19 protein-coding genes are annotated in these 25,972 nt (G+C 63.9%); 8 read left to right on the forward strand and 11 right to left on the reverse strand.

Going from position 1 to position 25,972, the window contains the following annotated elements; translation table 11 throughout:
• The first annotated feature begins 548 nt into the window (after positions 1-548).
• The 5 genes from B0O95_RS11955 (at position 549) to B0O95_RS11975 (ending at position 7,793) form a co-directional block, all read left to right on the forward strand.
• The gene (locus B0O95_RS11955) at positions 549-1,358 is read left to right on the forward strand and encodes a Crp/Fnr family transcriptional regulator (protein WP_104078088.1); all 810 of its coding nucleotides are present in this window, start codon (positions 549-551) and stop codon (positions 1,356-1,358) included.
• A 23-nt stretch (positions 1,359-1,381) separates the two neighbouring features.
• Positions 1,382-2,758, forward strand: a complete 1,377-nt coding sequence (locus B0O95_RS11960; protein ID WP_104078089.1) for an undecaprenyl-phosphate glucose phosphotransferase — start codon at positions 1,382-1,384, stop codon at positions 2,756-2,758.
• Positions 2,759-2,904: 146 nt separating this feature from the next.
• The gene (locus B0O95_RS11965; RefSeq protein ID WP_104078147.1) at positions 2,905-4,185 is read left to right on the forward strand and encodes a polysaccharide biosynthesis/export family protein; all 1,281 of its coding nucleotides are present in this window, start codon (positions 2,905-2,907) and stop codon (positions 4,183-4,185) included.
• A gap of 70 nt (positions 4,186-4,255) precedes the next feature.
• On the forward strand, positions 4,256-6,592 hold the full coding sequence (locus B0O95_RS11970) for a polysaccharide biosynthesis tyrosine autokinase (protein WP_104078090.1): 2,337 nt from the start codon (positions 4,256-4,258) through the stop codon (positions 6,590-6,592).
• On the forward strand, positions 6,576-7,793 hold the full coding sequence (locus B0O95_RS11975; RefSeq protein ID WP_233203327.1) for a glycosyltransferase family 4 protein: 1,218 nt from the start codon (positions 6,576-6,578) through the stop codon (positions 7,791-7,793). The genes B0O95_RS11970 and B0O95_RS11975 overlap by 17 nt, the downstream gene beginning before the upstream one ends.
• 94 nt (positions 7,794-7,887) lie before the next feature.
• On the opposite strand, the gene B0O95_RS11980 is transcribed toward B0O95_RS11975, so the two are convergent.
• Entirely contained in the window at positions 7,888-9,933 is a 2,046-nt protein-coding gene (locus B0O95_RS11980; protein WP_104078091.1) for a sigma-54-dependent Fis family transcriptional regulator, read from the reverse strand.
• A 575-nt stretch (positions 9,934-10,508) separates the two neighbouring features.
• On the opposite strand from B0O95_RS11980, the gene B0O95_RS11985 reads away from it, so the two are divergent.
• The gene (locus tag B0O95_RS11985) at positions 10,509-11,252 is read left to right on the forward strand and encodes a response regulator transcription factor (RefSeq protein ID WP_233203329.1); all 744 of its coding nucleotides are present in this window, start codon (positions 10,509-10,511) and stop codon (positions 11,250-11,252) included.
• A gap of 30 nt (positions 11,253-11,282) precedes the next feature.
• On the opposite strand, the gene B0O95_RS11990 is transcribed toward B0O95_RS11985, so the two are convergent.
• From B0O95_RS11990 to B0O95_RS12005, 4 genes are all read right to left on the reverse strand, one after another.
• A complete protein-coding gene (locus B0O95_RS11990; protein ID WP_041754685.1) occupies positions 11,283-11,492 on the reverse strand; it encodes a dodecin in 210 nt (69 codons plus the stop codon).
• Positions 11,493-11,698: 206 nt separating this feature from the next.
• On the reverse strand, positions 11,699-13,294 hold the full coding sequence (locus tag B0O95_RS11995; RefSeq protein WP_104078093.1) for an efflux transporter outer membrane subunit: 1,596 nt from the start codon (positions 13,292-13,294) through the stop codon (positions 11,699-11,701).
• The gene (locus B0O95_RS12000) at positions 13,291-16,482 is read right to left on the reverse strand and encodes an efflux RND transporter permease subunit (protein WP_104078094.1); all 3,192 of its coding nucleotides are present in this window, start codon (positions 16,480-16,482) and stop codon (positions 13,291-13,293) included. Before B0O95_RS12000 ends, B0O95_RS11995 begins: the two co-directional genes overlap by 4 nt.
• Positions 16,479-17,684 (reverse strand): efflux RND transporter periplasmic adaptor subunit, encoded by a 1,206-nt coding sequence (locus tag B0O95_RS12005; RefSeq protein WP_370641788.1) that lies wholly within the window; start codon positions 17,682-17,684, stop codon positions 16,479-16,481. The genes B0O95_RS12000 and B0O95_RS12005 overlap by 4 nt, the downstream gene beginning before the upstream one ends.
• 179 nt (positions 17,685-17,863) lie before the next feature.
• Between B0O95_RS12005 and B0O95_RS12010 the strand changes: the two genes are divergently transcribed.
• On the forward strand, positions 17,864-18,514 hold the full coding sequence (locus B0O95_RS12010) for a TetR/AcrR family transcriptional regulator (protein ID WP_104078096.1): 651 nt from the start codon (positions 17,864-17,866) through the stop codon (positions 18,512-18,514).
• Positions 18,515-18,533: 19 nt separating this feature from the next.
• Here B0O95_RS12010 and B0O95_RS12015 read toward each other — a convergent pair whose 3' ends face one another.
• From B0O95_RS12015 to B0O95_RS12035, 5 genes are all read right to left on the reverse strand, one after another.
• Positions 18,534-18,752 carry a DUF2795 domain-containing protein gene (locus B0O95_RS12015; protein ID WP_104078097.1) on the reverse strand — a complete coding sequence of 73 codons (219 nt, stop codon included), beginning with the start codon at positions 18,750-18,752 and terminating at the stop codon, positions 18,534-18,536.
• Between the two features lie 113 nt (positions 18,753-18,865).
• On the reverse strand, positions 18,866-20,203 hold the full coding sequence (locus tag B0O95_RS12020) for a C45 family autoproteolytic acyltransferase/hydolase (protein WP_104078149.1): 1,338 nt from the start codon (positions 20,201-20,203) through the stop codon (positions 18,866-18,868).
• A 75-nt stretch (positions 20,204-20,278) separates the two neighbouring features.
• A complete protein-coding gene (locus B0O95_RS12025) occupies positions 20,279-22,012 on the reverse strand; it encodes a ClcB-like voltage-gated chloride channel protein (protein ID WP_104078098.1) in 1,734 nt (577 codons plus the stop codon).
• Positions 22,013-22,029: 17 nt separating this feature from the next.
• Positions 22,030-22,791: a glutathione S-transferase gene (locus B0O95_RS12030; RefSeq protein WP_104078150.1), complete on the reverse strand. Its 762-nt coding sequence runs from the start codon at positions 22,789-22,791 to the stop codon at positions 22,030-22,032.
• Between the two features lie 143 nt (positions 22,792-22,934).
• Positions 22,935-24,032 carry a YeiH family protein gene (locus B0O95_RS12035; protein ID WP_104078099.1) on the reverse strand — a complete coding sequence of 366 codons (1,098 nt, stop codon included), beginning with the start codon at positions 24,030-24,032 and terminating at the stop codon, positions 22,935-22,937.
• A gap of 110 nt (positions 24,033-24,142) precedes the next feature.
• Here B0O95_RS12035 and B0O95_RS12040 point away from each other — a divergent pair, with 110 nt between their 5' ends.
• Complete coding sequence (locus B0O95_RS12040; protein ID WP_104078100.1) at positions 24,143-25,018, forward strand: LysR substrate-binding domain-containing protein; 876 nt, start codon at positions 24,143-24,145, stop codon at positions 25,016-25,018.
• Positions 25,019-25,246: 228 nt separating this feature from the next.
• On the opposite strand, the gene B0O95_RS12045 is transcribed toward B0O95_RS12040, so the two are convergent.
• Positions 25,247-25,930 carry a phosphatase PAP2 family protein gene (locus B0O95_RS12045; RefSeq protein WP_233203332.1) on the reverse strand — a complete coding sequence of 228 codons (684 nt, stop codon included), beginning with the start codon at positions 25,928-25,930 and terminating at the stop codon, positions 25,247-25,249.
• Between the last annotated feature and the right edge of the window lie 42 nt (positions 25,931-25,972).

Below are 25,972 nucleotides of genomic sequence, written 5' to 3' on the forward strand. Positions count from 1 at the left end.
AATCAAATGGTTGTGCATGAAGTGTGGGGTGGCAAACATAGGCTGACGTCGGCTTGGCAATTCAGATTTGAAACAGTTTTGTGTGCTCTATAGCACCGCATTCCGAGCGTCGATCCGGTGCCTCGACGGGGTGTTTGGTTATGCCAAATGAGTCTTAACCCGCGCGCAGAAAAGGGATAAGCGGTAAAGCGCACATTTCGAGTCGGGTCACGCCGATGACGCAATGCAACATCTGGTGTGTCCCGCGACCCCTAGTCTGTTCACAAATGCGACGCTTTTGGGCGGTGCAGCGGTATCGAGGCTACGTGCGTCACGCGCAGACCGTTATCAATCAAGGACTTCTGACCTAGTGGCACACAACTCGCTGAATCAAGGCCATGTCCTCTCAAGAGGGCGACACGGCAACGTGACAGAAAACGTTCAACAGGCCGCGGATCCGAGGTCAAGGTAAAGATTGCAGCGGTTGCAATTGTCCTTGGATCGTGATCAGCGAAATTCGACGCACACTCCGCTGCGTTTGCGCAGCATAGCCAAACCGGAACACGAATATGCTCTACCCCAGAGACGATCTGCATGCGAACCACTTGCTCGGCGCCTTGACCGAGGAGGACTGGCGATCACTCGAGCCGCACCTCGAGCTGGTTCGCGTCAAGAGCCCGCAGCTGCTTTGCGATGCCGACGAACCGATCCGGCACATGTATTTCCCGACGACTGCGGTGATGTCGATGTTGTACCTGATGGAGGACGGCGCGACGGTCGAGGTTGCGGCGATCGGTAACGAGGGCGTGGTTGGGGTGCCAGTGCTCACCGGCGGCGGTACGATGCCCAGCCGCGTCGAAGTGCGCAGCAGCGGTTTTGCATACCGCGTGTCCGCCAGCGTGTTCCGAAAGGAGTTCGAAAAGTCGATGGGTATTCATCGGCTGATGCTGTTGTACATCCAGGCGCTGATGACGCAAATCGCTCAAAGTGCGCTATGCAACAGACACCATTCGGTCAATGAGCAACTCTGTCGCTGGCTACTGCTGGCGCATGACCGCTTGTCCACGGACGAACTGGCGGTCACCCAGCAGATGATTGCGAACATGCTGGGGGTACGTCGCGAGGGGGTGACCGAGGCGGCCGGCAAACTGCAGGAAGCAGGTTTGATAAGACAACGCCGCGGGCATATCACTGTGCTTGACCGGCATGGCCTCGAGGCGCGTGCATGTGAGTGCTACAGCATGATCCGCCGAGAATTTGATCGGCTGTTGCCACGTGCCGACGATGTCGTGGCGCTGGAGCGCTCACGCACGGTTGCGCCGGCCGACGCACGTGCGCTGCGCACGGTCGGCTACGTGCGTGTGCTGCAAACCGCCTAAGCGCTTGCGCGGAGAAATTCACGATGCTAAGAATCGTTGCAAGGCTATCGGATGTCTTGCTCGTTGCGGCTGGCGCATGGTTGGCGCATGCGTTGCGCTACAACGGCTCATTCGACCTGACTGACGCGGAGCGCTCGCTGGTGGCGCTGTCGTGTGCATTGACGCTGCTTGTCTTCCCGCCACTGGGTATCTACCGCTCGTGGCGGGGACAGACACTGTACCGATTGTTGTCACGCGTCACGCTTGCCTGGTTCGCGGTGGTCGTGCTCGGCTTGTGCTTCATCTTCACGCTGCACCGCAGTAACGACATCTCGCGTCTGTGGCTAGGCACGGCGGTGTTGACCTGCGGCGCGTTGCTGCTCGCGGGCAAGTTGTTTATCCATGCGGTATTGCGCAAGGTCCGGCAAAGCGGAAAGAACCAACGTTCGGTGATCATCGTTGGCACCGAAAGCTATAGCCGGGCCGTTCTCGACCAGATGCACGCGGCGTCGGAAGCGGGTTTTCGGCCGGTGTATGTGTTTGACGATAGCGGCACGGTGCCTTCGGCGTGTATTGGTGGCGTACCGGTACTGACGGACTTCGCGCAACTCGCCAGCATCGTGCGTGCCGGCGGCATCGATGAAATGTGGCTTGCGTTGCCATTGTCGCATGAGCGCGCGATCCAGCGCATCGTGCGTGAGTTTCGCCACGATTTCGTCAACCTGAGGTTTCTGCCGGACGTGCGAAGCATGACGCTATTCAGCCAGTCGGTTACCGAGGTGTTGGGCATGCCGGCGATCAACCTGGCGGCCAGTCCGGTCTCCGATCCGCAATTGTGGCCCAAGTTGGTGTTCGACCGGTTGTTTGCCTTGGCCGTGCTGGTGCCTTTGCTGCCGCTGTTCATTGTGCTAGGCATTGCGGTGAAGCTCTCGTCTCCCGGCCCGGTATTGTTCAAGCAAAAGCGCAAGGGCATCGATGGACAGGAATTCGAGATCTTCAAATTCCGCACCATGCGTGTGCACCAGGAGCAGCATGGTGTGGTGCGTCAGGCCTCGCGTAATGACTCACGCATCACCAAAGTCGGCGCGTTTCTGCGCCGCACGTCGCTGGACGAGCTGCCGCAATTTCTGAACGTGCTGCTGGGCCAAATGTCGGTGGTTGGCCCGCGGCCGCATGCAATCGAGCACGACGACCTGTACAAGGACTTGATCGACGGCTACATGTATCGCTACCGTATCCGCCCGGGGATCACCGGATGGGCTCAAGTCAATGGTTACCGCGGTGAGACGCGCAAAGTGGAAAAGATGGAAGCGAGAGTCAAATTTGATTTGTTCTACATACAAAACTGGACATTCTGGTTCGACATCAAGATTATCTTGATCACGCTGGTGAAGGGTTTTGTCGGCCGCAACGCATTTTGAGCCGTACCGTTCGATATGACGCACGTCGGTCCGGTGGCCCGACGCATTGCTGCTGGATGAAGTGGAAAGAAAATCTGCGCCCAAGGCCATACGCCGCGCGTGTCGCGCGTTTGCTCCGGCCAGCTGCGCAAAAAGGAGAAACGAAGATGTTGAAGCGCCTTATGTGGATGGCCGCCGCAATGACGGTGGCATTGTCCGGCTGTGTGTTGGCCCCGGGACCGGCATTGGACTCGAGCCGCATGCACGACGATCTAAGCAAACCAACTGATACGACGACCTACGACGTGAACTTGATCACGCCGAAACTCGTCTTCAAGCTGAAGGAGTCGGACGCGGCCGATGCACGCGCGCGCGAGGCGAGCCTGCACGCGATGCCGGCCGATGAGGTGAGCGATTACCGGGTCGGGGTGAACGACGTGCTGGGCATTACCGTATGGGGGCATCCGGAGCTGACGCAAGGCGGCAATGCGGCGACGGCGCCGCTGCCGGACACGGGCACGCTGCAGGGCATGGGCAGCTTGGGGGCCGGCCAGCAGCAGCCGCAAAGCGCATTCAGTACCAATGGTCCGGGTGAGCTTGACGCGCAGGGCCAGCGGGTCGCCGCCGATGGCACGATCTTCTTTCCGTCGCTGGGCCGCGTGCGGGTCCTGGGGCAGAGCACGGTGCAGATCTCGCGGCTGTTGTATGACCGCTTGAAGGGCCGTCTGAAGGACCCGCAGATTGACGTGCGCGTGATCCAGTATCGCAGCCAACAGGTACAGGTGACCGGCGGTGTGAAAAATCCCGGGCAGTTGTCGCTGACCGGCTCGCCGATGCGGGTGATCGATGCGATCAACCGTGCCGGCGGTGGTAATCCGGACGCGGATTTGCAGCGAGTGCTGGTGTCGCGTGGCGGCAAGGTGATCACGATCGATGCGACGCGAATCCTGAACCGGGGCGACATGCGGCAGAACATCGTGTTGCAGAACGGCGACATTGTGAACGTGCCGGACCGGACGCAGAACCGCGTGTTCGTGATGGGCGAGGTGCCCAAGCCGCAGACGGTGTTCATGAACCAAGGCCAGTTGACGTTGGCTGACGCGCTGACCGCAGCCGGCAGTATTGATCCGGCCGGGGCGAACCCACGGCAGATCATCGTGATCCGCCATCCCAATCCGCCGCTCACGCAGATTTCCAACGGGCAGGATGGCCTGGAGGAGGGCTTTAAGAAGGCCAGCTATGCGCCGGCCGATAACAAGCCGGAGATCTTTCGACTGGACATGACACAGGTCGACGCAATGATGCTGGCCACCGAGTTCGACATGAAGCCGCTGGACGTAGTCTACGTCGGCACCGCACCGGCTGCCCGCTTCAATCGCCTGCTTGCGCAAATCCTGCCTTCGGCCGAATCGTTCTATCTGGTCTGGTCGGTGGCGCACAACCGCTAACCCTCTATCGACGCAGACACCCTGGGCATGATTCGAATTGATGGCAACGAGCGATAACTGAGGATTTCACATGGAAGCGCGACACATCGACATGGGCTATTTGCCGCCGTCGGGCGCAAGCGAGGGGCTCGTACCGCGAGACTTGGTTCGCGTGATCACTGACAACCTGTGGGCTGTGGTCGGCATCGCGGCGGTGATCACGGCGCTGGCGAGCGCGTACGCGTTCTTCGCCACGCCGCTGTATTCAGCAGACACCCTGGTGCAGGTCGAAGTGCCCAAGCAAAACGAGCTGGCAGACCTGGTCACCAAACAGCCAAGCCAGAATAACAGTTCGCTGAACGGACCACCGACGCAGACCGAGATGGCGATCGTCACCAGCCGCGCGGTCCTCGCCCCGGTGATCGCTCAGTACAGGCTGGATGTGCTCGTGACGCCGCATCGGTTTCCGGTGCTGGGCAAGATCGCCGAGGCGCTGGCCACGCGCGGCGAGCCATCGCGGGCGTGGTTTGGCCTGTCTAAGTACGCATGGGGCGGCGAGCTGGTGGATATCGCCCAACTGAACGTACCGCGCGAGTTGCAGGACAAGAAGCTTGAACTCAAGGTATCCAGCGCTCGGCGTTATCAGTTGCTGGACGAACAAGGCAATCTGCTGGTGAACGGTGTCGAGGGGCAACTGGCGCAAGCCGGCCCGGTATCGATGCTGGTCGAACGGCTGGCGGCGCGCGACGGCGAGACGTTTACCGTCGAGCGTCTGAACGAGGTGACGGCGGTACGGCGCTTCATTAATCAGCTCAAGGTCGTGCAGGTTGGCAAGGAAACCGGCATCGTGCAGATCAGCTACGAGAACAGTGATCCGGCGCTGGCTACGGCGGTGGCCAATGCGGTGACGCAAAACTACATCGGCTCGCGTGTCACGCAGACACAGGAAGAGGCGAGCAAGATGCTCGCGTTCATCAACAACGAGCTGCCGCGGCTGCGCGACGACCTAAAGCAGGCTGAGGCGCAGCTGCAGTCGCATCGGGTCGCGTCCGGCTCGATGCAGGCGACGACCGAGAGCCAGAGCTACCTGCAAGGCAGCATCGAATTTGACCGTCAGATTGCCGCACTGATCCTGCAGCGTACTCAACTGCTGGATCGGTTCACGCCGCAAAGTCCAGAAGTCAAGACGGTCGATGCGCAGCTGGCGCAGTTGCGTGCGGCCAAGGGCAAGTTCGAGTCGCGTTTTGATTCGATGCCGAGCGCCGACCGGCAATCTGCCGATCTGGCACGCGATGCGAAGGTGGCCGAGGAAATCTACGTGGCGATGGTCAATAAGGCGCACGAGCTGTCCGTGTCGCGCGCCGGCACGGTAGGCAACGTGCATGTGATAGACACCGCGGTGCAACCTTCCACGCCGGTCAAGCCGCGACGCGCGTTGATCATTTCGGCTGCAATCGTGCTCGGCCTGATGCTCGGGGTGCTGTATGTGATATCGCGCCGCTATCTGTCGCAATCGGTCAGCGAGCCCGAGCAAATCGAAGGCAAGCTGCGCCTGCCGGTGTTCGGTGCGGTATTGTTCAGCGACGAGCAGGTGCGGCTGGCGCGCACGCCGCCGCTGCCCGTGCTGCCCAGGGCACGCGAGCCGTCGCTGCACGGCGACGCGCGCGGCGCGACGGCGCTGGTGGCGTCGCCCGATGCGGCGGCGGGTGGGGATCAGCCGCGTCCGCACGCCGGCGGGCTGCTGGCGGTCGCGCGTCCACGCGATGTCGCGACCGAGGCGCTGCGCGGCATCCGCACGATGCTCAATTCGAAACTGCTCAGTGCCACGAACCGGATCGTGATGGTGACCGGCGCGACGCCTGGCACCGGCAAGAGCTTTATTTCCGCCAATCTCGCTTTGCTGTACGCGCAAGCGGGCAAGCGCGTCTTGCTGGTCGATGCGGATCTGCGCCGCGGCCGGTTGGGTATACATTTCGGTTTGCCAACAGATACGGTGGGGTTGGCCGAGCTGCTCGGCGACGGATTGGCGCCGGAACAGGCGATCCATCCGACCAGTGTGGCCAACCTGTCATTGCTGCCGGCCGGCGCACGTCCCGGCAACCCGTCAGAGCTGTTGGCGATGGAGCGCATGACGGAGCAACTCACGCAGTTCAATGAGCGGTATGACTTGGTGTTGGTCGACACGCCGCCGGTGCTGGCGGTTGCCGATGCGTCGATCGTCGCCGGCTACGCAGGCGCGACGGTGCTGGTGATGCGGGAGAACGCGCAGACTGAACTGGAAGTGCAGGAAACGCTTAAGCGCTTGGGTCGGGCCGGTGCCCAGGTGGCCGGCGCGATTTTCAACGGAATGTCGGCGCGCCGCAGCGACCGCCGCAGCTACGAGTACATCTACGCTTATACGCGGGAAGGCGATGCGTCGGCAGCCTGAGCGCGAGTGTTCGCATGGCGGTACCGAGCCGCTGGCGGCCGTCTCGCCGCCGCGCGTGCAGCCCGCCGCTGGCGGCGGCACGCTGGCCGGTGAACGCAGTCACGCGGCGCCGTTACCGGCGCCCATCGCGATCAACGGCAAGTTCACATCGCAGCGGCTCACCGGCGTACAGCGCGTGGCGCGCGAACTGACCGCGGCGTTATCGCAGCAGTGCGGCACACTCGCTGCGTCGCCGCTGCTGCTAGTGCCCCGCGATCACATAGACAGCGAACTGCCGGCCGCCACACCGCGGCGCGTGGTGCCGCATCTGCGCGGCATCCTCTGGGAGCAGCTCGCGCTGCCGTTCGCTGCTGGCTCTCGCATGCTGCTCAGCCTGTGCAACATCGGCCCGCTGTTCAAGCGCCGCCAGGTCCTGATGATCCACGACGCCGCCGTATTTGACTTGCCGCAAGGCTACTCGACCAAGTTCCGCCTGTGGTATCGCTTCGCGTTCACGCTGCTCAAGCGTAACGTGCAGCATATCCTCACGGTCTCGTCGTTCTCAAAGGAGCGCATCGCTGCGCGGCTCGGCGTGCCGCCCGAGCGCATTTCCGTGATTCCGCCTGGTGTCGACCACTTTGACCGACTCGAGAGCGACTATGCCGTGCTGCAGCGGTTGAACCTATCGTTTGACCGTTTCGTGCTGATCGTCGGCTCGCTGGCGCCGGGCAAGAATCTCGCACGCACGCTGGAGGCGATTGCGTTGCTCGAGCGCAAACATCCGGAGCTTACGTTCGTGATCGTCGGCGGGCAGAACGTGAAGGTGTTCGGTTCATCGTTACCGCGCGTTGCCAGCGCTGCCAAGCACATCGTCTGGGCTGGCTACGTCAGCGATGGCGAGCTCAAGGCGTTGTACGAGAATGCGGCATGCTTCGTGTTTCCGTCGTTGTACGAAGGGTTCGGCCTGCCGCCGCTCGAGGCGATGTACTGTGGCTGTCCGGTGATCGTCTCGCGTGAGGCGTCGCTGCCCGAAGTGTGTGGTGACGCGACGCTTTACTGCGACGCGCATGATGCGGCTGACATTGCAGCGAAGATCGTCGAGCTGATGGGCGACGTTGAGCAGCGCCGCGCGATGCGCGAGAAGGGCCGCGCTCATGCGCAACAGTATCGTTGGGATACGTCAGCGAGCCGCTTGCTGCGAGTGCTGCGCCAGTTCGGATGATGGCAGCGCCGCGGCGCACGACAGCCTGGCGGCGGACCACCGCCCGCGCGTGCTCGTGCGGCGCTCGCTCGGCATCGCCGCCGCGCGTGTTACGTCAGCCGGCCTCGCCAGAGCGGGGGCGGGCGAGGCCCAGCTTGGCCAGCCGCCGGTACAGTGTGGCACGCGACATGCCCAGTGCACGTGCGGCGCGTGTTGCGTGCCAGCGATGCTCAGCCAGTGCGTCCAGGATCCTGGATCGCTCGATGGCCAGCATATCGTAGGCGTGTGTGTTACCGAACCGCTCGCTTGTTGCATCGCCGTTCGTGGCGTGCCATGCGATGCCTGTGTGCGGCGGGTGCGGACGCGGTGATTGCGCCAGGATATCGAGCTGCGAGCGGACATCGGCCGGCAGGTGCGCTGCTGTGATCAGCTGCGTATCGCAAAGCAGGCACGCGTAGCGTAGTACGTTGCGCAGTTGCCGGACATTGCCCGGCCATGGGTGGCGCGCCAGCCGTGCGAGCAGCGTGCTGTCGAGCGTGAGCGCACGGGGCACACGCCGCGCCTCGTCCTGGAATACAGCGACGATCACATCTTCGATATCGGCTCGATCGCGTAGCGCCGGCATCGTCAGTACGACGCCGCTGAGCCGATAATACAAATCCTCGCGGAACCGCCCGGAGGCGACCATCGCGCTCAGGTCGCGGTGGGTCGCGCAAATCACGCTTAGATCGACCTGCACTGGCGTATCGGCACCCAACGGTAACACCTCGCCTTCGGCGAGCACGCGTAGCAGCCGCGTTTGCAGATCGATCGGCATGTCGCCGATTTCATCGAGGAACAGCGTGCTGCCGTCGGCTTGCGCGATGCGTCCGCGCGCGCCTTTTGAGCGTGCGCCGGTGAACGCGCCAGGCGCGTAGCCGAACAACTCGCTCTCGATCAGCGATTCCGGAATGGCGCCGCAGTTCACGGCAATGAAGGGCTGTTTGCTTCGTTCGCCAGACGCATGGATGGCCTTAGCGAACATTTCCTTGCCGGCGCCTGTTTCGCCTAGGACCAGGATGGGCAGGTGTTCGCCCGACAGTCGCAACGCGATGCGCGCATTGCGCGCAATCACCGGGTCACGGCTGTCGAGAAATACGCGCATCGACGGCGGCGCCGCCCGCACCGATGCATCGTCGGCTGTGCGAGGGAGTGCCGGAAAGCTTAGCGCCGACGGCTGCCACGCCGACATGCCTGCCTGCGGCGCGCGTATCCGCGCGTACAGCATATCGCCCGTGGCACGCGAGCGTAGCGCGGTCATTCGCTGCAGACCGTCGATGGGAAACAGGTCCGCGTCACGCACGTCGAACAGCATCGACAGATGCGCGGGCGCACCCGACGCGAGCATCGGAAACCGCTGCTTGGCCTCACGGTTTGCCGCGACAATGGCGCCACTGTCATCGAACGCAATGAGCACTTCCGGATTCACCTCGACGAAGTGCGGGTTGTCGTGACCGAACAACAGCCAGTACTGCGCTGTCTGTTTCACGAAGTATCCATCCTCGATCAACTGCGCAGTATGCCGTACCAGTTGATGGACGATGCTCTGGCTGTCCGCGCCATCGGGCGACTGCAGCGCGGACGCATCCACGACGCCGATCAGCTTGCCGTCCGGTGCGAGGATCGGCGCGGCGGTGCACGTGAGGGTCGTGAACAGTGAACGGAAATGATCGATCTTATGCACGGTCATCGGCACGCATTCGGCGAGCGCGCTGCCGATACCGCAGGTGCCTTGCTCGCGCTCGGACCAGCAGGACCCGATGTACAGCCCCACTTCCTTGTACTGACGGCGCAAATGCGAATCGACTCGGTAGTCGACCGTCACACCTTGCGCGTTGGCCAGCAGCACGCAGTAGCCTGCGCTGCGCAGCGTGTCATGCAGGCGCGACAGGTATTGACCGGAGGCGAGCAGGAAATCCTCTTCCTGTTGTTGGATCTGCTTAAGCTCGTACGCCGTCAGGATCCGCGGCGATGCCGGCGATGTCGGGTCGATGCCATACAGTTGTAGTGATCTGTGCCACGATGACAGCAGCCGCGGGTTGGTATCCGGAGAATCACTTGTGCCATTGCGGACTGCATCGATCACACGGTCCACGTGGGCGGTTTTCGGATCCCTTGCCATGAAGTCACCAGCCTTCAGCCGTCATACGCCTGATTGTTCTGTCGTATCCCGCAGACATTCGAGGCCCGTATTCCCCCACCCATCTTCCATTTGCGAATGTATCAGTGTATCGATGCGTGAGACACTGTGTGCCGAGCCCATGAATCGCCTTGCCGGCCCCGTCAATCGCGGCCGGCGGCCCAATGCGCGTACATCCCGCACTCGGCCGGCGGTGCTGCATGAGTCAAAAGTGTCTCAAGCCATCATTTGTATGTGAGGATGCCGAAACTCGTAAACGTTTGCAAGAGTTCGTTTTTCACGACAGCTCGACACCAATGGCATGGTCGTTGCTTTTAACAGCGTGAATCGGACGGCGATCGTTGCTCAGCCGTCAGGTAAATGAAATAAGTTGAAAGAATAATGAAATGTTAGCGTAAGTCGTTGCTCGCAGCAATGGGCTGATGTGGTTCAGTGCGACGCGGGCAGGCGCCACAAACTTATGGACTACTATGCTTTGTGCCAACGATCGAAATAGTAACCCGCTCCAGTTACCGCGTGCGGGACAACTGGACGCCCCGGCCAACGTCACGTGCCTGTTGGACGACGGCGCCGCGGGTTTGACCGTCGCAGTGCTGGCCCAGAACGTGGGGCTTCATGCGCGTGTCAGGACTGCGCTGCAGGAATACGGGATCGCTTGCCGCCCATTTGGCGACGACATCTCCCTGGTCCGGGCGGTATCCCGCCATGCATTCAGTGCGGTGCTGCTCGATGCGACGGCAGGTGTCGATCCGCTGCAGCCCATCCTGGCGCGTCGGCTGTGCTATCGCGCGCTGTTGATGCCGGTGATACTGGTTGGCGTGGCAGACGACGTGGCGAGCAGCAAGGCGGTACTCGAGTCGGGTGCCGATGACATCGTGTTGGCTCCAGTCAACGCGCGCGATTTGATGACCCGGCTGCAACTCGCGATACTACGCCATCGCCGCGACGCGCACGCGCGCGAAGGGCGGGAGCCTGTATTGCAGCGTGGCGAGTATCGGTTGGATCGGGGTGCGTGCACTGTATCGGTGCGGGACAGACAAGTGCGGCTTACGCCGCGCGAATTCGAGATCGCATGGATACTGTTCTCGAACGAAGGCGAATACGTCAGCCGTGAACATATCACGCGCACGATATGGGCTGGTTCCGACAAACGCGTTGATGGCGCCCTGGACCGACACATTTACAAGCTGCGCAAGAAGCTCGCGCTCAACGGCGAGAGCGGATGGGCGATTCAGCCGCTATACGGGCACGGATACCGTGTCGTCGCACTGGATGCCGCGGGGCCGCGGCAGGCGGCGTGAGCGGCACCACGTCGGCTTGGCAACAGCGGATCAGTCTTCGATGCGCAGTCCGACTTTGAGGCTGACCTGCCAGTGAATGACCTTGCCACTCTCGATATGGCCGCGCGTGTCGGTGACCTCAAACCAATGCAGGTTGCGCAAGGTCCGTGACGCTTTCTCGATTGCGTTCTCGATAGCGTGCTGGATGGATTGCGTCGACGATCCAGTCAATTCGATCTGTTTATACACGTGGTCGCTCATAGTTTTCTCCCGGCAAAGTGGACGACGCTGGCGGCGCGTCGTCGCGTTCAGTCTTGCATGCTTGTAGCACGGCGTATGCCAGCCGCCGCACGCGCCGCGCGTGTGGCATGATGGTGCGCCGACAAGGCACGACAAGGCACGAAAGGGCAGCGAAGCCAATCCGCGTAGCGCACGAACAGCTTGACGCCGCCGTAGGGCGAGCGGCGCTAGTGTTGTGCCGACGTATCGACGGTGGGCGAGCCTATCGCCTGGAACAACGATGCGGTATCTGCCAGCCGCGCGACGCGCGCGCGTATCGCATTGATACGCACCGAGTGCGCCTGCTGTTCGCTGGCGCGGACCGCCGATATCGGTAATGCCCCTAACTCATGGCGTTGTCTTGCCGCTTGCGCGGCTTGTTCGGCCGCCTGCTGCGCGGCAAGCGCGGCTGCCTGCGTGCGGGCATCCTGCTCCAGGGCGACAAGCGTATTAGCCACGTCACGGAACGCGTCCAGCACAGTTTGCCGGTACTGGTCGAGCGCCGCATCATAGGCGTGGAGCGCAGCCCTGCGCTGTGCGCGCAGGGCGCCGCCATGGAACAGAGGCTGAGTCAGACTTGTGCCGATGTTCCACAGACGACCGGCGGCACGGGCCGCCAACGGCCAACTAAAGCCGCCTTGACCCCACGATGCCGACAAGCTCAGGCTCGGAAACATCTGTGCGGTCGCGACGCCGACCTCGGCTGCCGCCGCCTGCACCGCTGCGTCGGCAGCGAGCACGTCCGGACGCTCGTGCAGCAGCTCCGACGGTAGTGATACGGGCACGGTGTCTGGCAAGGCGAGGCGGTCCAGCGCGAGGTCCTCGGGCGCCGCATCCGGCGTGCGGCCCATCAACACCGCCAGAGCATGCCGTGCCGCTAGCCATTGCGCGCGCAGTGGCGGCACTGCGGCCGCGGCCGCCTGCGCGTTTTGACGTGCATTAAGGGCATCGACCCGCGAGGCGGCGCCCAGTGCGACGCGCTTGTTCGTGTCGTCGGCTTCGGCTGCTGCCAATGCGGCGATGCGTTCTTGGGCATTCCATTGTGTGTGCAGCGACGCCGCGGCTAGCGCGGCGCTGACGATGTTGGCCGCGAGCGCGCGGCGTGCGGCGTCGAACTGGTACGACTGGACATCGACCTGCCGGGACAACGCTTGGTTAGCCAGCCGCGCTGCACCGAACAGGTCGATCGTGTAGTTCGCGCTAACTTGTCCGACAAAGGTGTTGTAGCGCAACGTCGGCGGCCCCTGAGTGGGCATGCCCAGCGCCCGTTGGCGCTGCACCTGCCCTCCGGCGTCGATTGACGGCAGCATGGATTCTCCGATCTGCGCACGCAGTTGTTCACGTGCGGCGGCGAGGGTTTTTTCCGCTGCCGCCAGCGTGGCGTTATTACGCAGCCCTTCGTCGACCCACGCGTTGAGGGTGTCGCACTGATACAGCATCCACCAGCGCGGCACGGTACGCGCGCCGAGCGCGAAGCGCTGCGCTACGCCTCCCGCCGTTACGCTCTGCGCTGCACCGGGCTGCGCGGCATAGTGGAGCGGCGCAGGTGGCGTGGGCCGTTCGCCCAGCGCGAATGCGCACCCGCCGAGCAGCGTGGCGCACGCCGCGGCGACGCATGCTGTCGTTACGACCGCCGCTCGCCTGTCGGTGACGCGGCGCGGATGGGGCCCGCAGGTGAGTGACGGGCGTAAGCTAGGCCTGCGCCTGGACATGAGGGACAAGCTCGGCACGGACTCCGGCGTCGGCGAGGGTGACCACAGCGCGCTTGGCAAACGGCGCATCATCGTGCCTCCTGCGGTGATTGGGTTTCGTCGTTGCGCACGCGGAACCACGTGGCGTACAGCGCGGGTAGGTAGAACAGCGTCAATACGGTGGCGCTGGTAATACCGCCCATCAGCGCAGTCGCCATCGGGCCGAAGAAATTGCTGCGCAGCAGCGGGATCAGCGCTAGCACTGCAGCGGCGGCAGTCAGTGTGATGGGCCTGAAACGGCGTACCGTCGCGCCGACGATGGCGGCAAGGCGGCCATGTCCTGCCGCGATATCCTGCTCGATCTGGTCGACCAAGATTACGGAGTTACGCATGATGATGCCGAACATCGCGATCACGCCGAGCAGCGCGACGAAGCCGAACGGCTGGCCGAACGCGAGCAGCGCGGCGACCACGCCGATCAACCCGAGCGGTGCGGTTAACACCACCATCATGACGCGTGAGAAGCTCTGCAACTGGATCATCAGCAAGGTCAGTACAGTGATGACCATCAGCGGCAGTTGCGCATTGATCGATGCTTGCGCCTTCGCGTTTTCCTCGACCGAGCCGCCGACCTTGATGCGGTAGCCTACCGGCAGCTTCGCACGCAGCCCCGCCAATGCCTTGTCGATCGACTCGGTGACGTCGATGCCCTGTGCGCCGCCGCGCACATCGGACTGCACTGTGATCGTCGGTTGCCGATCGCGCTCCCAGATCACCGCGTATTCGAGCCCGTATGACAGCCGCCCGAGCGTGCCGAGCGGCACCGGCCCGGACGGCGTGGGCATCGCTAGCGACGCGAGCGCCGATGGGTCGACACGCTCGTTGCGGGGCGCGCGCAAGTCTACCCCGATCAGCTTGTCGCGCTCGCGATATTGCGTGACAGTGTAGCCGGACAGCGACATCTGTAGGAAGCTAGCAATATCCTGCGACGATACGCCTAACTCGCGGGCCTTGGCCTGATCGACCGCCAAATGCACCGAGCGCTGCCCAGGCTCGTCCCAGTCGAATTGAACGTTGCGCGTGCGAGCGTCGTCCTGCATCACTGAGGCGACCTGCGTGGCGATTGCGCGTACCGTCGCGATGTCGTCGCCGCTGACGCGGAATTGCACCGGATAGCCGATCGGCGGGCCATTTTCTAGTCGGGACAGCCGCGTGCGAACACCACTGAAGTCGGTCGCGAGCTTGTCGTCGAGGAAGCGCGCGAGCGCGTCACGATCCTGGATGGACTTTGCGGTGACGACGAACTGCGCGAAGTTGGGCAGTTGCAGTTGCTGGTCCAGCGGCAGGTAAAAGCGCGGCGCGCCGCTGCCCACGAAGCTGATCGCATGGTCGATCTCCGGCCGCCCTTTGAGTAGTGCCTCGATGCGCTGCGTCTCCCGCAACGTCGCGTCGAATGATGCGCTTTCGGTCAGCCGCACGTCGATCAACAACTCCGGCCGGTCTGAACTCGGGAAGAACTGCTGCGCGACCAGACCGAAGCCGCCGAGCGCGACCACGAAAAGGACGAGCGTCACGGCCAGCACGGCGAAGCGGCGCTTGACGCACCAGGTGATCCATACGCGCAGGCGCGCGTAAAAGCGCGTGTCGTAAATATCATGCTCGTGCTCGGGCCCATTCCGTTGCTGGTGTCCGTGTACTTGCTCCTGCTCCTGTTCGTCTGCGTGCCCCCGCACTTCGGGAACAGCGGGCCGCTTGCGCTCGGGCAGCAGGTGATAGCCGAGCAGCGGGATCACGATCACCGCGGCGAGCCACGATAACAGCAACGCAATGGCTGATACCTCAAAGATCGAGCGGGTGTATTCGCCGGTGGCGGACTTGGCCAACGCGATCGGCAGGAAACCGGACACGGTTACCAGCGTGCCAGTGAGCATTGGAAACGCGGTGCTGGTGTACGCGAATGCAGCGGCTTTCGCGCGGCTCCAGCCTTGTTCGAGCTTGACGGCCATCATCTCGACCGCAATGATCGCATCATCAACCAGCAGGCCGAGGGCGAGCACCAGCGTGCCAAGCGACACCTTATGTAGCCCGATATTGAACACGCCCATCACCAGCGCGGTCACGGCCAGCACGATCGGGATCGAGATGACCACGACCATCCCGGTGCGCAGCCCGAGCGATACGAGGCTGACCACCAGCACGATGCCGACCGCTTCGGCGACGGCCTCCATAAAGTCGTCCACGGAATGCGACACGGCGTGCGGCATGCTGGAGACCTCGGTCAGCGCCACCCCGGCAGGCAACTGCGTGCGCAACTGCACGACGCGCGCGTCCAGCGCCTTGCCGAGCTTGATCACGTCGCCGTCTGGCTGCATCGTCACGCCGATGCCGAGCACCGGGCGGCCGTTGAAGCGCATCTGCGTGAGCGGCGGATCATCGTAGTCGCGGCGGATCGTGGCGATGTCGCCCAGCCGGAACGAACGGTTGTTGATGCGCACCAGCGTATCGGCGAGCGCGTCAACATGATCGTATTGGCCGCTCGGCCGCACGAATACGCGATCATCGGCGGTGGTCAGCACGCCGGCCGCCGCAACGGCGTTTTGCGTGTTGATCGCATGGGCGAGTTGTTGGGGGCTGATGCTGAGCCGGGACAACTGTGCGTTCGAAATCTCGATATAGATATGCTGGTTCGGATCGCCGAAGTAATCGACTTTTGCGACGCCGGGCACGCGCAGCAACTCGCCGCGCAGCTGGTCCGCATAGTCGTGCAGCTGTGCGGCGGAAAACCCGTCGCCCTCCAGCGCATAGATGTTTGTGTAGACGTCGCCGAACTCGTCGTTGAAAAATGGTCCCTGCACGCCGGGCGGCAAGGTGTAGGCGATGTCGCCGATCTTCTTGCGGACCTGGTACCACGTGTCCGGCACGGCCGAGGCCGGGGCTGAATCCTTGATCGCGAAGAACAGCAGCGACTCACCAGGGCGCGAGTAGCTGCGCAGGAAGTCAAGCTTTGGAGTTTCTTGCAGCTTGCGTGCGATCCGGTCTGTGATTTGCTGCTGGACCTGTTGGGCATCGGCGCCGGGCCACCTTGTCTGGATCACCATCACCTTGAAGGTGAACGGTGGATCTTCCGATTGCGACAGATTCCGGTACGACAGAATGCCGGCAAGTGTCACCAGCACCAGCACGAAGACTACCAATGCCTGGTGCCGCAGTGTCCAGGCGGACAGATTGAAGCGTCCTTCGTCGTACGAATGACCGGGCGGTTGGTATTGAGTGCCGGTCATAGCGAGAAATCCTCCGGATGCAGCGGCGCGACGGGCTTGACCTGCTCGCCCGCGCTGACCGTGTGCACGCCGCGTAGCACGACGCGCTCGCCGTCGGTCAGTCCGGCGCTGATCACCACGGTGCGCTCGGTGTAGTGCGACACTGTGACCGGACGCAGTTCCAGCGTGCCCACGTCCTGTTTGCGCGCGTCGCGCGACTGGCCGGTGTCGCGCGACGCGGCATTGGCACGAATCACCCATACCGCGGGGCGTTCATTTTGATGGAACAGTGCGGTGGCGGGCAGGACGATGTCATGGTTGACCGCACGCGCAGCGTCCGGCTGGAAGGCCACGCGGGCGGTCATGCCTAGGCGCACCGTGTCGGCGCTGCCGCGGGGCAGCGCGAGCGTAAGCTTAGCGCGATAGGTCCGGCTGGCCGGATCGGCGGACGGCGCCAACTCGCGCAGCGTTGCGGTGAACGTCTGCCCAGGCAACGCAGTAAGCGTGACGCTGGCCTTCGCGCCGGGACCGATGAAGGCCAGTGTGCGCTCCGGCAGATCGCAGATCACGTCCAGCGCGTCAGACCACGCAAGTTGGTAGACCGCTTGTCCGGCCGACAGGTTCTGTCCAGTGTCGGCCAGTTCCTGCGTGATCACCCCCGCGTGGTCGGCGGCGAGCGTGGTGTAGCCGAGCTGATCCTTCGCCAGCGCGGCTTGCTGAGCGGCGGCGTCGCGCTGCGCGAGGGCCGCGGCATGATTGTCCTCGGTTTGCTCGAGTTGTAGCTTGCTGATCAGGTTTGACTGCGCCTGCGCGCGGTCGCGCTCGAGTTGCTGTCGGGCGAACCGCAGTCGGTGCTCGGCCGCGCCCAACTGTGCGGCGGCGCTCGCGGCGTTCTTGCGCGCATCGGCGGGATCGAGTTGCGCGATGATCTGACCGGCGCGCACGGCCTGGCCCAGATGGACCCGGCGCTCGATCAGTTTGCCGCTGACGCGAAACGACAGCGGCGTCGAGAATCGCGCGGCCACTTCGCCGGGAACGGTTGTCACGGCAGCGGCGCCGGCTGTGGCGCTGTGCACAGTGGCCGCCACCACCGGTCGAGCCGGCACGTCGGGGGCGACACGGTCGCGGCACGCGTTGAGCAGCACGAGCGCGCCCAGCGCGCTGGCGACGGCGGTACTGCACGGCGCCAGGCGCGCGCGACGACGCGGGGCGGAATGCAGCAAGACGAGAGCTTTCACGGCAACTCCGGCGAGAGGCGGCGGACGCAATGAGCCGATGCGTCGCCCGGACACGCCTCTGATGCGCGTGGCACCGCACCCGCCCGCTGAATACTAGGTCGCATTTTAATGCACTGTTGTATCTGAATGCAAAGGCGTATTTACGTGGTCGATGGTGATACCATATGTCCATGTCGACGTCTCGTGCCCGCCACCGTACCCGGCTCACGCGAGAGCAAAGCCGGGAGCAGACGCGTCAGCGCCTGATGGACGCTGCGCAGACGCTTTTCGTGAAGAAAGGATTCGATGCGTCCAGCGTCGAGGATGTCGCTGCGGCAGCCGGCTACACGCGCGGGGCGTTTTATTCGAATTTCAAAGACAAGGCGGAGTTGCTGCTGGCGTTGCTTAAGCGCGATCACGGCCATATCCAGCAGGCGTTGCAGCGCATTTTTGATCTGCAGGGTAGCGCGCAGGGCATTGAGGCGCAGATCCTGACGTACTATAGTACGCTGTACCGCAAGAACAAGTGTTTCCTGGTGTGGATGCAGGCGCGGTTGCTGGCCACGCGCGACGCGAAGTTTCGCGCGCGGCTCAATGCGCTGTCGCAACAGACTCGCGCAGACATCGCGCATTTCATCGAGGCGTTCTCCGCGCGCCAGGGCGTCAGGCCGATCGTGCCGGCCGCGCAGCTCGCGCTTGGCCTGATGGCGCTGTGCGACGGCATCCAACTCTTCCATGAGTCGGATCCGTACGTGACCAACAAAATAACAGAGAACGTGCTGGCGGCGTTCTTTGGTGCGGCGGCGTTCAACCGTCGGGCGGCGGGGCCCCGCTGAGCGCCGCCGCGCGCATCCGCTAGGCGGACAGGCCGGGACCCGCCGCACTGCTGAGCCAGCGCGTGACCGACTGCGGATCCGGGTAGTCACGCTCGGGCAGTGCCTGCAGCGCGAGCAGCACGTCGTTGCTGGCGCCCGCCGAGTAGGCGGCGGCCACCAGCGCGTCGCGTGTGGCCGGGTAGCGCACATCGCGCAGTGTTTGGCTGATTTGCTGATCGATCGGGGCGGTGGCGCTCATTCGTCAGGTCTCCAGGCGCGGCAACAGGCGGGCGGCAGGCGCATTGGCGATGCCTGCAACCTGCGTGCCCGCGTTCCGCGAGGGCACGCGTCGTGCTGCGCGCCGCCATGCGGTCAACGGACCGCGTCGAATAGTGTCCACGGCTGGGACGCGCGATCGCGCATGTAACCGTTGAGCCAATTCCACTGTGGATGGCGACGCATAAACGCTTGTGCGTCGAACGGCCGGCCGCATGGGTGACCCCAGCGCGCCCACAATTCGAGCTGTATCGCCATGTTGCTGTCTACCACCTTGCCGTCGTTGGCGCCCCAAGGATTGAACGGACCATGATCAGCGCCGCCAAAGCGTGCGTCGTCCAGTTCCAGGTGGCCGCAGAGGGTGCGCGAACTCGGATGATCGTCGCGGTCGAGGTACACATCGTAATGGTCGGCGATCATTTCCTTGGCCAGTTCGGCATCGATTTGGCCGCGGTGCTTTTCCAACAGTTGCATCCAGCGCAGCCGGCGCGCACCATTGCGCCGCACGTCGTTGTAATCATCCCCCTCGCTGATGCATTCCTGGTTGCGGATCTTCAGGTCGTTGGCCGTATTGAAGCCGCTGTAAAAGCCGTCCTTGGTGATCTCGAACCCGGAATAATGCAGCCCGAGCTCATAGCGCGCGATTTCGCCGGTTTTGGTGTCGCCGAGCAGCCAGCTATTCACGTAGCCGCCATTGTTGTCGATCGCAAAGCGCTCGCACCACGAACCGATGCTATCTGCGTACTGCGTCGCCTTGCGCGAGCGGTAGAACTCCGGCGAGCCGCAGGTGTTGTAGCCGACAAAATTGGAGATCGTCGTCTCGGTCACCATCAGGCCCGCTGACGTAATCCAGAAGTCCGTTAGGCTGGAGATGCAGCCGGGCAGCCCCTGCATTAGGATCCGGTTGCCCTCCTCGGGCACGATATCGAAGATCACGTTGAACGCATCGCCGGCCGCATAGCGGTCCCATGAGTTGTGTGCCATCACGATGCGACCATCGCGCGTGGCGCTGCCGGTTGCAATGAACGCACTGCAATGATGGCCGAGGCGTCCGCGCCATGGCTTGCCGGCGAGCTGCGGCCGTGTTTGGCTAACATGCGCGGGCCACCAGCTTTGCAGCAGATCCATGTAGCCGTTCCAGGCGAGCACCTGTTCGTAGGGCACCTGCGCGCCATCGGCAATGCCGCGCATCTCGGCGGTGAACTCGTCATCGACACGGTCGGTGAACTGGTCGATTGCGGCGTTCACGAAGGTGTCGAACTCCTCGCCAGTGTCCCACTTGGCCAGGTATTGCGCGGTGCGGATCGCGCTGTTGATCTCGCGGGCAAGCAATTGGCCGTGTTGCAGGCCGCGCTCGTACGGCGCACCCTCGATATGCACAAAGATCCAGCCGGCCTGGTCGCGCCGTAGTGCAGGAGTTGATTGTTCGAACATGTCGCACCCTCCGAATCCATTGTAGTGAATCCGTTGCGCTTTGCCATCGCGGCGACGCGCCGCACGCGGCGCCACTTAGTTGCTGGCATTCATCCGGAAGTATGCCTGCAGCAGCGAGGTCTTGTAGACCACGCCCAGCAATTTAGGCGCCTGCGTCGATGCGACGACGGGCAGCCGCTCGCCTTGGAAGGCGAGAAAGTGCTGCAACGCGGCGGCAAGCGGCAGGTCTGGCGTCAGCGCGGCAAAATCTCGGCGCAGGTAGTCGCGCGCGCGGCGCTCGCGCGGACCGTGCTTGTCGAGCAGATCGGAGGTGATGTCCTTTAACGCGACCACGCCCTGGAACCAGCCGGCGGCGTCGACGATATAGATGTACTTGACTGGATATTCGAGAAATACTCGCGTCATGTCCGGTATGCTCGCGTCCAGACCAAGGATAGTGTCGGCTGGGCGCACGAGTTCGCGCATCTGCGTAGCCTTCAGGCGCAGCCGGTCACGCCGTTGGCGGTTGCGCCGCAGCGTGACCTCGTACATTGAGGTCTCAGCCAGGGCTCGCGCGATGAAATAGGCGATTACGCTGGCCAGCATCAACGGCAGCACGACCTGGTAGCTGAGCGTCATCTCGAAGATCATCAGGATCGCCATCAACGGCGCATGGGTTGCTGCTGCGAGGAAAGCCCCCATCCCGACGACTGCATACGCGAACGGCGCCGACGTGGCGAGCGGCAAGTGCGCATGGGCCGCGAGTCCGTAGATTGCGCCGAGCACCGCGCCAACGAACAGCGTCGGCGTGAAAATACCGCCGACCGCGCCTGAGCCGACTGTCGCGCAGGTCGCCGCCACCTTGAACACCAGTACTGCGACGAGCGCTTGCCAGGTCCACGGCTGGTGCAGGATGGCGTTCACCACGCTATAGCCGTTGCCCCACACTTGCGGTGCCTGGATTGATAAGGCGCCCACCAGTGCGCCGCCCAGTGCGAGCCGCCAGGGCAGGGGCGCCACCCATCGGCCGAGCAGCCGGCGCGATGCGTCTAGCAGGAGCAGGAACGCCGGCGCGAGCACCCCGCATAGGATGCCGAGTCCGACGAACCACAGCACTTCGAGGCCGGAGATGGCCGGAAAGGGCGGCATCTCGTAGGGCGCCTGGTAGCCGGACAATGCGCGCATCGTGACATTGGCGACCACGGATGACACGATGATCGGCCCGAAGCTCTCCATCGCGATCGAGCCCAGCACGATTTCGGTGACGAACAGCGCGCCGGCGATCGGGGCACTGTACGCGGACGTGATGCCGGCCGCGGCGCCGCACGCCACCAGCAAGCGCAGACGTTCGGGGGCAATGTGCATCAGGCGGCCGAGCAGCGACGCACTGAGCGCGGCAAGCTGCACCATCGAGCCTTCGCGGCCGATCGAGCCACCGGAGGCGATCGTGACCAGCGACGAGCCGCTGCGCCATAGGCTTTGCCGCACGGGCACTACCCCTTCGCCAATGGTAATCGCTTCCATATAGTCGGCATGGCCCTTGCCGTCCTCGTCGCGTTGGGCCGCCAGCAGTAGCATGCCGGCCACGGCGCCGCCGACGCTGGGCAGCGCGAGTCGCGCGTACCACGGCAGGTCGCGCGCGATCTCCACCAGTGCGCTCGCATCGGGGGCGACGAGCGATTCCAGCCAGTCGATGCCGAGGCGGAACACGACGGTGGCGGCCGCACCGACCAAGCCGGCGAGGGTAGCCCACAGCAGCATCGTATGCTCGTCGGACAGCCTGAACAGGCGTTGCGCGCGGGCGCACAGCTTGAGCAAGGAGGCTAGCACGGCGCAGTGACGATGGGTTAACGGGCGTCCAATTCTGCGTAGTGCCGGAACACGCACGACTCATTGTGCGGGATGCGGCGAGGCGACGCCAGGTACGCGGCGATGCGCGGCCGAGCGCGCACCGCTTCATGTAGCGCCGTGAGCTTCGGATACTGTGCCGCGAAGCGAGCGGTGGCACGCGGAAACGCGTAGCGCAGTCCATCGATGAGTTGGAACATCGATAGGTCTGCGTAGCTCAATGCCGCGCCGGCCAGATGCGCGCATCCCGCGGGGTTCTGTTCGAGCACACGCTCGAAATAGTGCATGAACTTCGGTATCCGGTTGGCGATGAAATCGGCGGCGCGCTGACGGGCGGCGTCGCGCTGCTGCTCGAAATACAGCGTGTTGGCGATCGGGTGGTGCGTGTCGTGTGCCTCGGTCACCATGTCGGCAATCGTCAGCTGCAGTCCGTGGATCCAGTGGCGCAGCGCTTCATCGGCGGGTGCCAAGCCGAGCCGGGGCCCCAGGTACAGCAGGATGTTAGCGGTCTGCGCGACGAGTGTTGTGCCGTCGCGCAGGAATGGGGGAGCGAACGGGATGCAGGGCTCGTTTTGGCTTTGCAGGATCGACATCATCGCGTCGATGCCGTGCTCCGTACCCTGCGGATTCGCGTCCTCGCGGCGACCGGACGGCGGCAGGCGCGCGACGTCGAGATAATCCGCGCCCGCCTCTTCGAGCGCTAGGCGGACGAATTCACCGCGGCCCTGCAGGCCCGGCCAGTAGTACAGTTCGTAGCTCATCATTACAGTCCTGGAACAGCGTGGCAACAGACAGCGGCCGCTGGAAGCCGGTGACCCGGCGCCCAACGGTCGCTGCACCCGCGCGACGCCGCAAGCCGGGCCGCGCCTGCCGTCACGATACCATTGACTGCTGAACTGCTGCGCTAGCCGAGCCAGCGCTCGATGCCGAGCGTCAGCGCGTAACCCCCGGCGATCAGCCAGAGCTGCAGCAACGCACCGGCGATCAGCGCGCGCGGCCCGGCCTCGCGAATCTGCGCGATCCGAGTTTCGATCCCGAGGGCGGTCATCGCCATCGTCAGCGCGAAGGTGTCCAGGCTATTGAGGATGTGTGACGCGTGCGACGGGATCACGTGCAGCGAGTTCACTAGCACCAGCACGAGAAAGCCGAGCGCGAACCACGGCACGGGCAACTTGCCGCGCCGCGTGCTACTGCCGGCCGGCTGCGCATCGCGCGCGGCACGGGCGATGAAGCCGGCGACCACGAAAATCGCCGGCACCAGCAGCATTACACGGGTCATCTTGACGATCGTCGCCACGTGTACCGTTTGCGCGTTGATCGCGCTGGCAGCGCCGACCACCTGCGCCACCTCGTGGATGGTGCCGCCGAAGTATAGGCCGAGTCCGGTCGCGTCCAGGTGAAGCCATCCGGCATTGGCCATTAGCGGATAGACGAACATCGACAGCGTGCCAAACAGCACCACCGTGCCGACCGCCATCGCACTCTTGTGCGGCTTGGATTGCAACGTGGACTCGAACGCGACGACTGCCGCCGCGCCGCAAATTGCGCTGCCCGCGGCCGTGAGCAGCGCGGTGTCCCGGTCCAGCTTTAGCCATCGGGTTCCGACCCACCAGCCGATAGCCAGCGTTGCAGCGACGACCACAACGGACATCGCCAGCCCGGCCAGCCCGACTTGCGCGATTTCCTGCAGACTGACACGTAGCCCAAAGAAGGCGACCGCGATGCGCAGCAGCTTGCGCGCGGAGAAGTTCACACCGGCGGCCCAACTGTCTGGCATGGCAACGCGCAATGCGTTGCCGTACACCGCACCGCACGCGATGCCCACGATCAGCGGGCTCATGCCGAGCCCGGCGATGGGCGGCCACGCGGCCAATTGGGTGACCGCGAAGGCGAACAGCGCGACGAACAGCACGCCGTTGAGCAGCCCGCGACGTGACGCTGCGACAGCGCCCGCTGGCGTGCCCCGCGACGGCGGGGAAGACTCGGAAATTAGGATGGACATGGCGTTCAAGTGACAGATGACCTCGATAATCCCATCCTAAATTGGATATATCGATATGAAAAATCGTCATTTAGAATGTAAAGTATCGGCTTATCTGATAGTTTGAGCGCATGACCCCTGATCAACTTTTGACTTTTGCCGCCGTCGCGGAACATCAGAACATTAGCCGGGCGGCCGAAGCGGTGCATTTGTCGCAACCCGCGGTGTCTGGACAGCTGCGGCTGCTGCAAGAGGAATTCGGCGAGCCGTTGTACGTGCGCGACGGCCGCGGCGTGCGGCTCACGGACGCCGGCCGGCAACTGGCCGTCCATGCCGCGCGGCTGCGCGACACATGGCGACAGGCGCATGCGCTGCGCGACGCGTTGCGAGGCCTGGAGCGTGGCACGTTGTGCATCGGTGCTAGTACGACGCCAGCCAGCTATCTACTGCCGTATCTGGTCGCGGAATTTCACCGGGCCCATCCCGATATCGAGATCCGCACCACCTATGGCAATACGAGCGATGTTTGTCATGCGTTGCAGGGGTTGGATATCGCGCTGATTGAAGGCGGTGTGCCCGCCGAGCTACCGGCCGACACGCGCGTGCATCCGTGGCACGACGACGAGATTGTCGCGATCGTGCCAGCCGGTCACCCGTTGGCCACTGATCGAGCCGCACCGTTGTCGCGGATCAGCCAGTTTCCGCTGATCTGGCGTGAGTCCGGCTCCGGCGTGCGGCACGAGGTCGAGCGCGCATTCGCGCGGGCCGGCGCGCTTGCGCGGGTCGCGTTGGAGCTGGCCGGCGTCGAGGGAGTGAAGGAGGCGGTGCGCGCCGGCATGGGCGTGGGCTTCGTGTCAGCGATGGCGATGCGGCATGAGGACGCGCGTCTGACCAGCGTGTCGCTGGCGCCGCAACCGCTGACGCGGCGTTTCTCGATCCTGGTCATGCACGGTTCGGCGGCATCGCGCGCGGCGCTCAAGTTCCTGGCCATTTGCGGCATCGATTAGGGAGCGTCTTCGTGCCGTGATGTGCAAGGCCCGTACGGATCATTCCAGCATCAATCAGCGCTGACCTCGCGCCTTTCCGATGCGAAATTGGAACCGGTTCCAGAATTGGCTCCAAAACGCACTTCACCGCCTCCTACTGCGCGAGATGCCGGCATGCCTGTGCCACGCGGGGCACCGACGGTGAGCTGTGATGGTGCGTGCGTCAACACAGCGGCGCTGACGGTCCTCCTACGCCACCGCCCAGCCGCGCCGAATCAGCGCCGCGCACAGGAACCGATAGGGCGGCTCACCGCAGCGCACCAGTGGTGGCACGACCCATGGCGCGAGACGGTGAGCGAGCACAGCGCACCCCATGCCGAGCAGCATGCCGCAGCCGACATCCAGCGGGAAGTGGATGCCCGCATAGATGCGGGCCCAGCCGACCATCAACCCGGCCAATGCCAGGGCCGCTCCGGCCACCCGGGTGCCGGCGTGCAGCAGTAGGCTGCAGGCGACTGAGAAAGCGAGCGTAGTATGGTCGCTGGGCAGCGATGCGTCATCGACGTGGGCAATCCATGCGTGTCCCAGGCCGATCGCGAACGGCCGTGGGTGGGGCCACATTGCACCGATGATCTGGGCGATCCCAAGGCCGAGCGCGGCGGCCAGCGCGGCTTCGACGAAATGGCCGCGGCATGCTTGCGGGCGGCCGGCGGCACCGGCGGGGGGCTCGGCGTTTGTCAGGCGCACGCGACTCGGCACGCGCAACCAGCCGGCGACGAGCGTCGCCGGCATGGCCCAGATCAGCGCATTCGCGCAAAATGACATCAATGCGTGCATTGCCGGCGACGGCGCGCTCGCGTTGAGCAGCAGGAACAGCGTTTGATTCAAAGATTCCATTGATAGGTGCGGCACGATTTCAGAAATGACAAGCATCTGAGGATATCGCAACCACCTTAACGTGCGCTTAGGGCCGCG

The organism is Mycetohabitans endofungorum, assembly GCF_002927045.1.
In the GTDB taxonomy this organism is placed as follows: domain Bacteria; phylum Pseudomonadota; class Gammaproteobacteria; order Burkholderiales; family Burkholderiaceae; genus Mycetohabitans; species Mycetohabitans endofungorum.

Bases quoted from the DNA above. Each gene is read 5' to 3' on its own strand.
- B0O95_RS11955 (WP_104078088.1), top strand. From the start codon at position 549: ATGCTCTACCCCAGAGACGATCTGCATGCGAACCACTTGCTCGGCGCC.
- B0O95_RS11960 (WP_104078089.1), top strand. From the start codon at position 1,382: ATGCTAAGAATCGTTGCAAGGCTATCGGATGTCTTGCTCGTTGCGGCT.
- B0O95_RS11965 (WP_104078147.1), top strand. From the start codon at position 2,905: ATGTTGAAGCGCCTTATGTGGATGGCCGCCGCAATGACGGTGGCATTG.
- B0O95_RS11970 (WP_104078090.1), top strand. From the start codon at position 4,256: ATGGAAGCGCGACACATCGACATGGGCTATTTGCCGCCGTCGGGCGCA.
- B0O95_RS11975 (WP_233203327.1), top strand. From the start codon at position 6,576: ATGCGTCGGCAGCCTGAGCGCGAGTGTTCGCATGGCGGTACCGAGCCG.
- B0O95_RS11980 (WP_104078091.1), bottom strand. From the start codon at position 9,933: ATGGCAAGGGATCCGAAAACCGCCCACGTGGACCGTGTGATCGATGCA.
- B0O95_RS11990 (WP_041754685.1), bottom strand. From the start codon at position 11,492: ATGAGCGACCACGTGTATAAACAGATCGAATTGACTGGATCGTCGACG.
- B0O95_RS11995 (WP_104078093.1), bottom strand. From the start codon at position 13,294: ATGATGCGCCGTTTGCCAAGCGCGCTGTGGTCACCCTCGCCGACGCCG.
- B0O95_RS12000 (WP_104078094.1), bottom strand. From the start codon at position 16,482: ATGACCGGCACTCAATACCAACCGCCCGGTCATTCGTACGACGAAGGA.
- B0O95_RS12010 (WP_104078096.1), top strand. From the start codon at position 17,864: ATGTCCATGTCGACGTCTCGTGCCCGCCACCGTACCCGGCTCACGCGA.
- B0O95_RS12015 (WP_104078097.1), bottom strand. From the start codon at position 18,752: ATGAGCGCCACCGCCCCGATCGATCAGCAAATCAGCCAAACACTGCGC.
- B0O95_RS12020 (WP_104078149.1), bottom strand. From the start codon at position 20,203: ATGTTCGAACAATCAACTCCTGCACTACGGCGCGACCAGGCCGGCTGG.
- B0O95_RS12030 (WP_104078150.1), bottom strand. From the start codon at position 22,791: ATGAGCTACGAACTGTACTACTGGCCGGGCCTGCAGGGCCGCGGTGAA.
- B0O95_RS12035 (WP_104078099.1), bottom strand. From the start codon at position 24,032: ATGTCCATCCTAATTTCCGAGTCTTCCCCGCCGTCGCGGGGCACGCCA.
- B0O95_RS12040 (WP_104078100.1), top strand. From the start codon at position 24,143: ATGACCCCTGATCAACTTTTGACTTTTGCCGCCGTCGCGGAACATCAG.
- B0O95_RS12045 (WP_233203332.1), bottom strand. From the start codon at position 25,930: ATGCTTGTCATTTCTGAAATCGTGCCGCACCTATCAATGGAATCTTTG.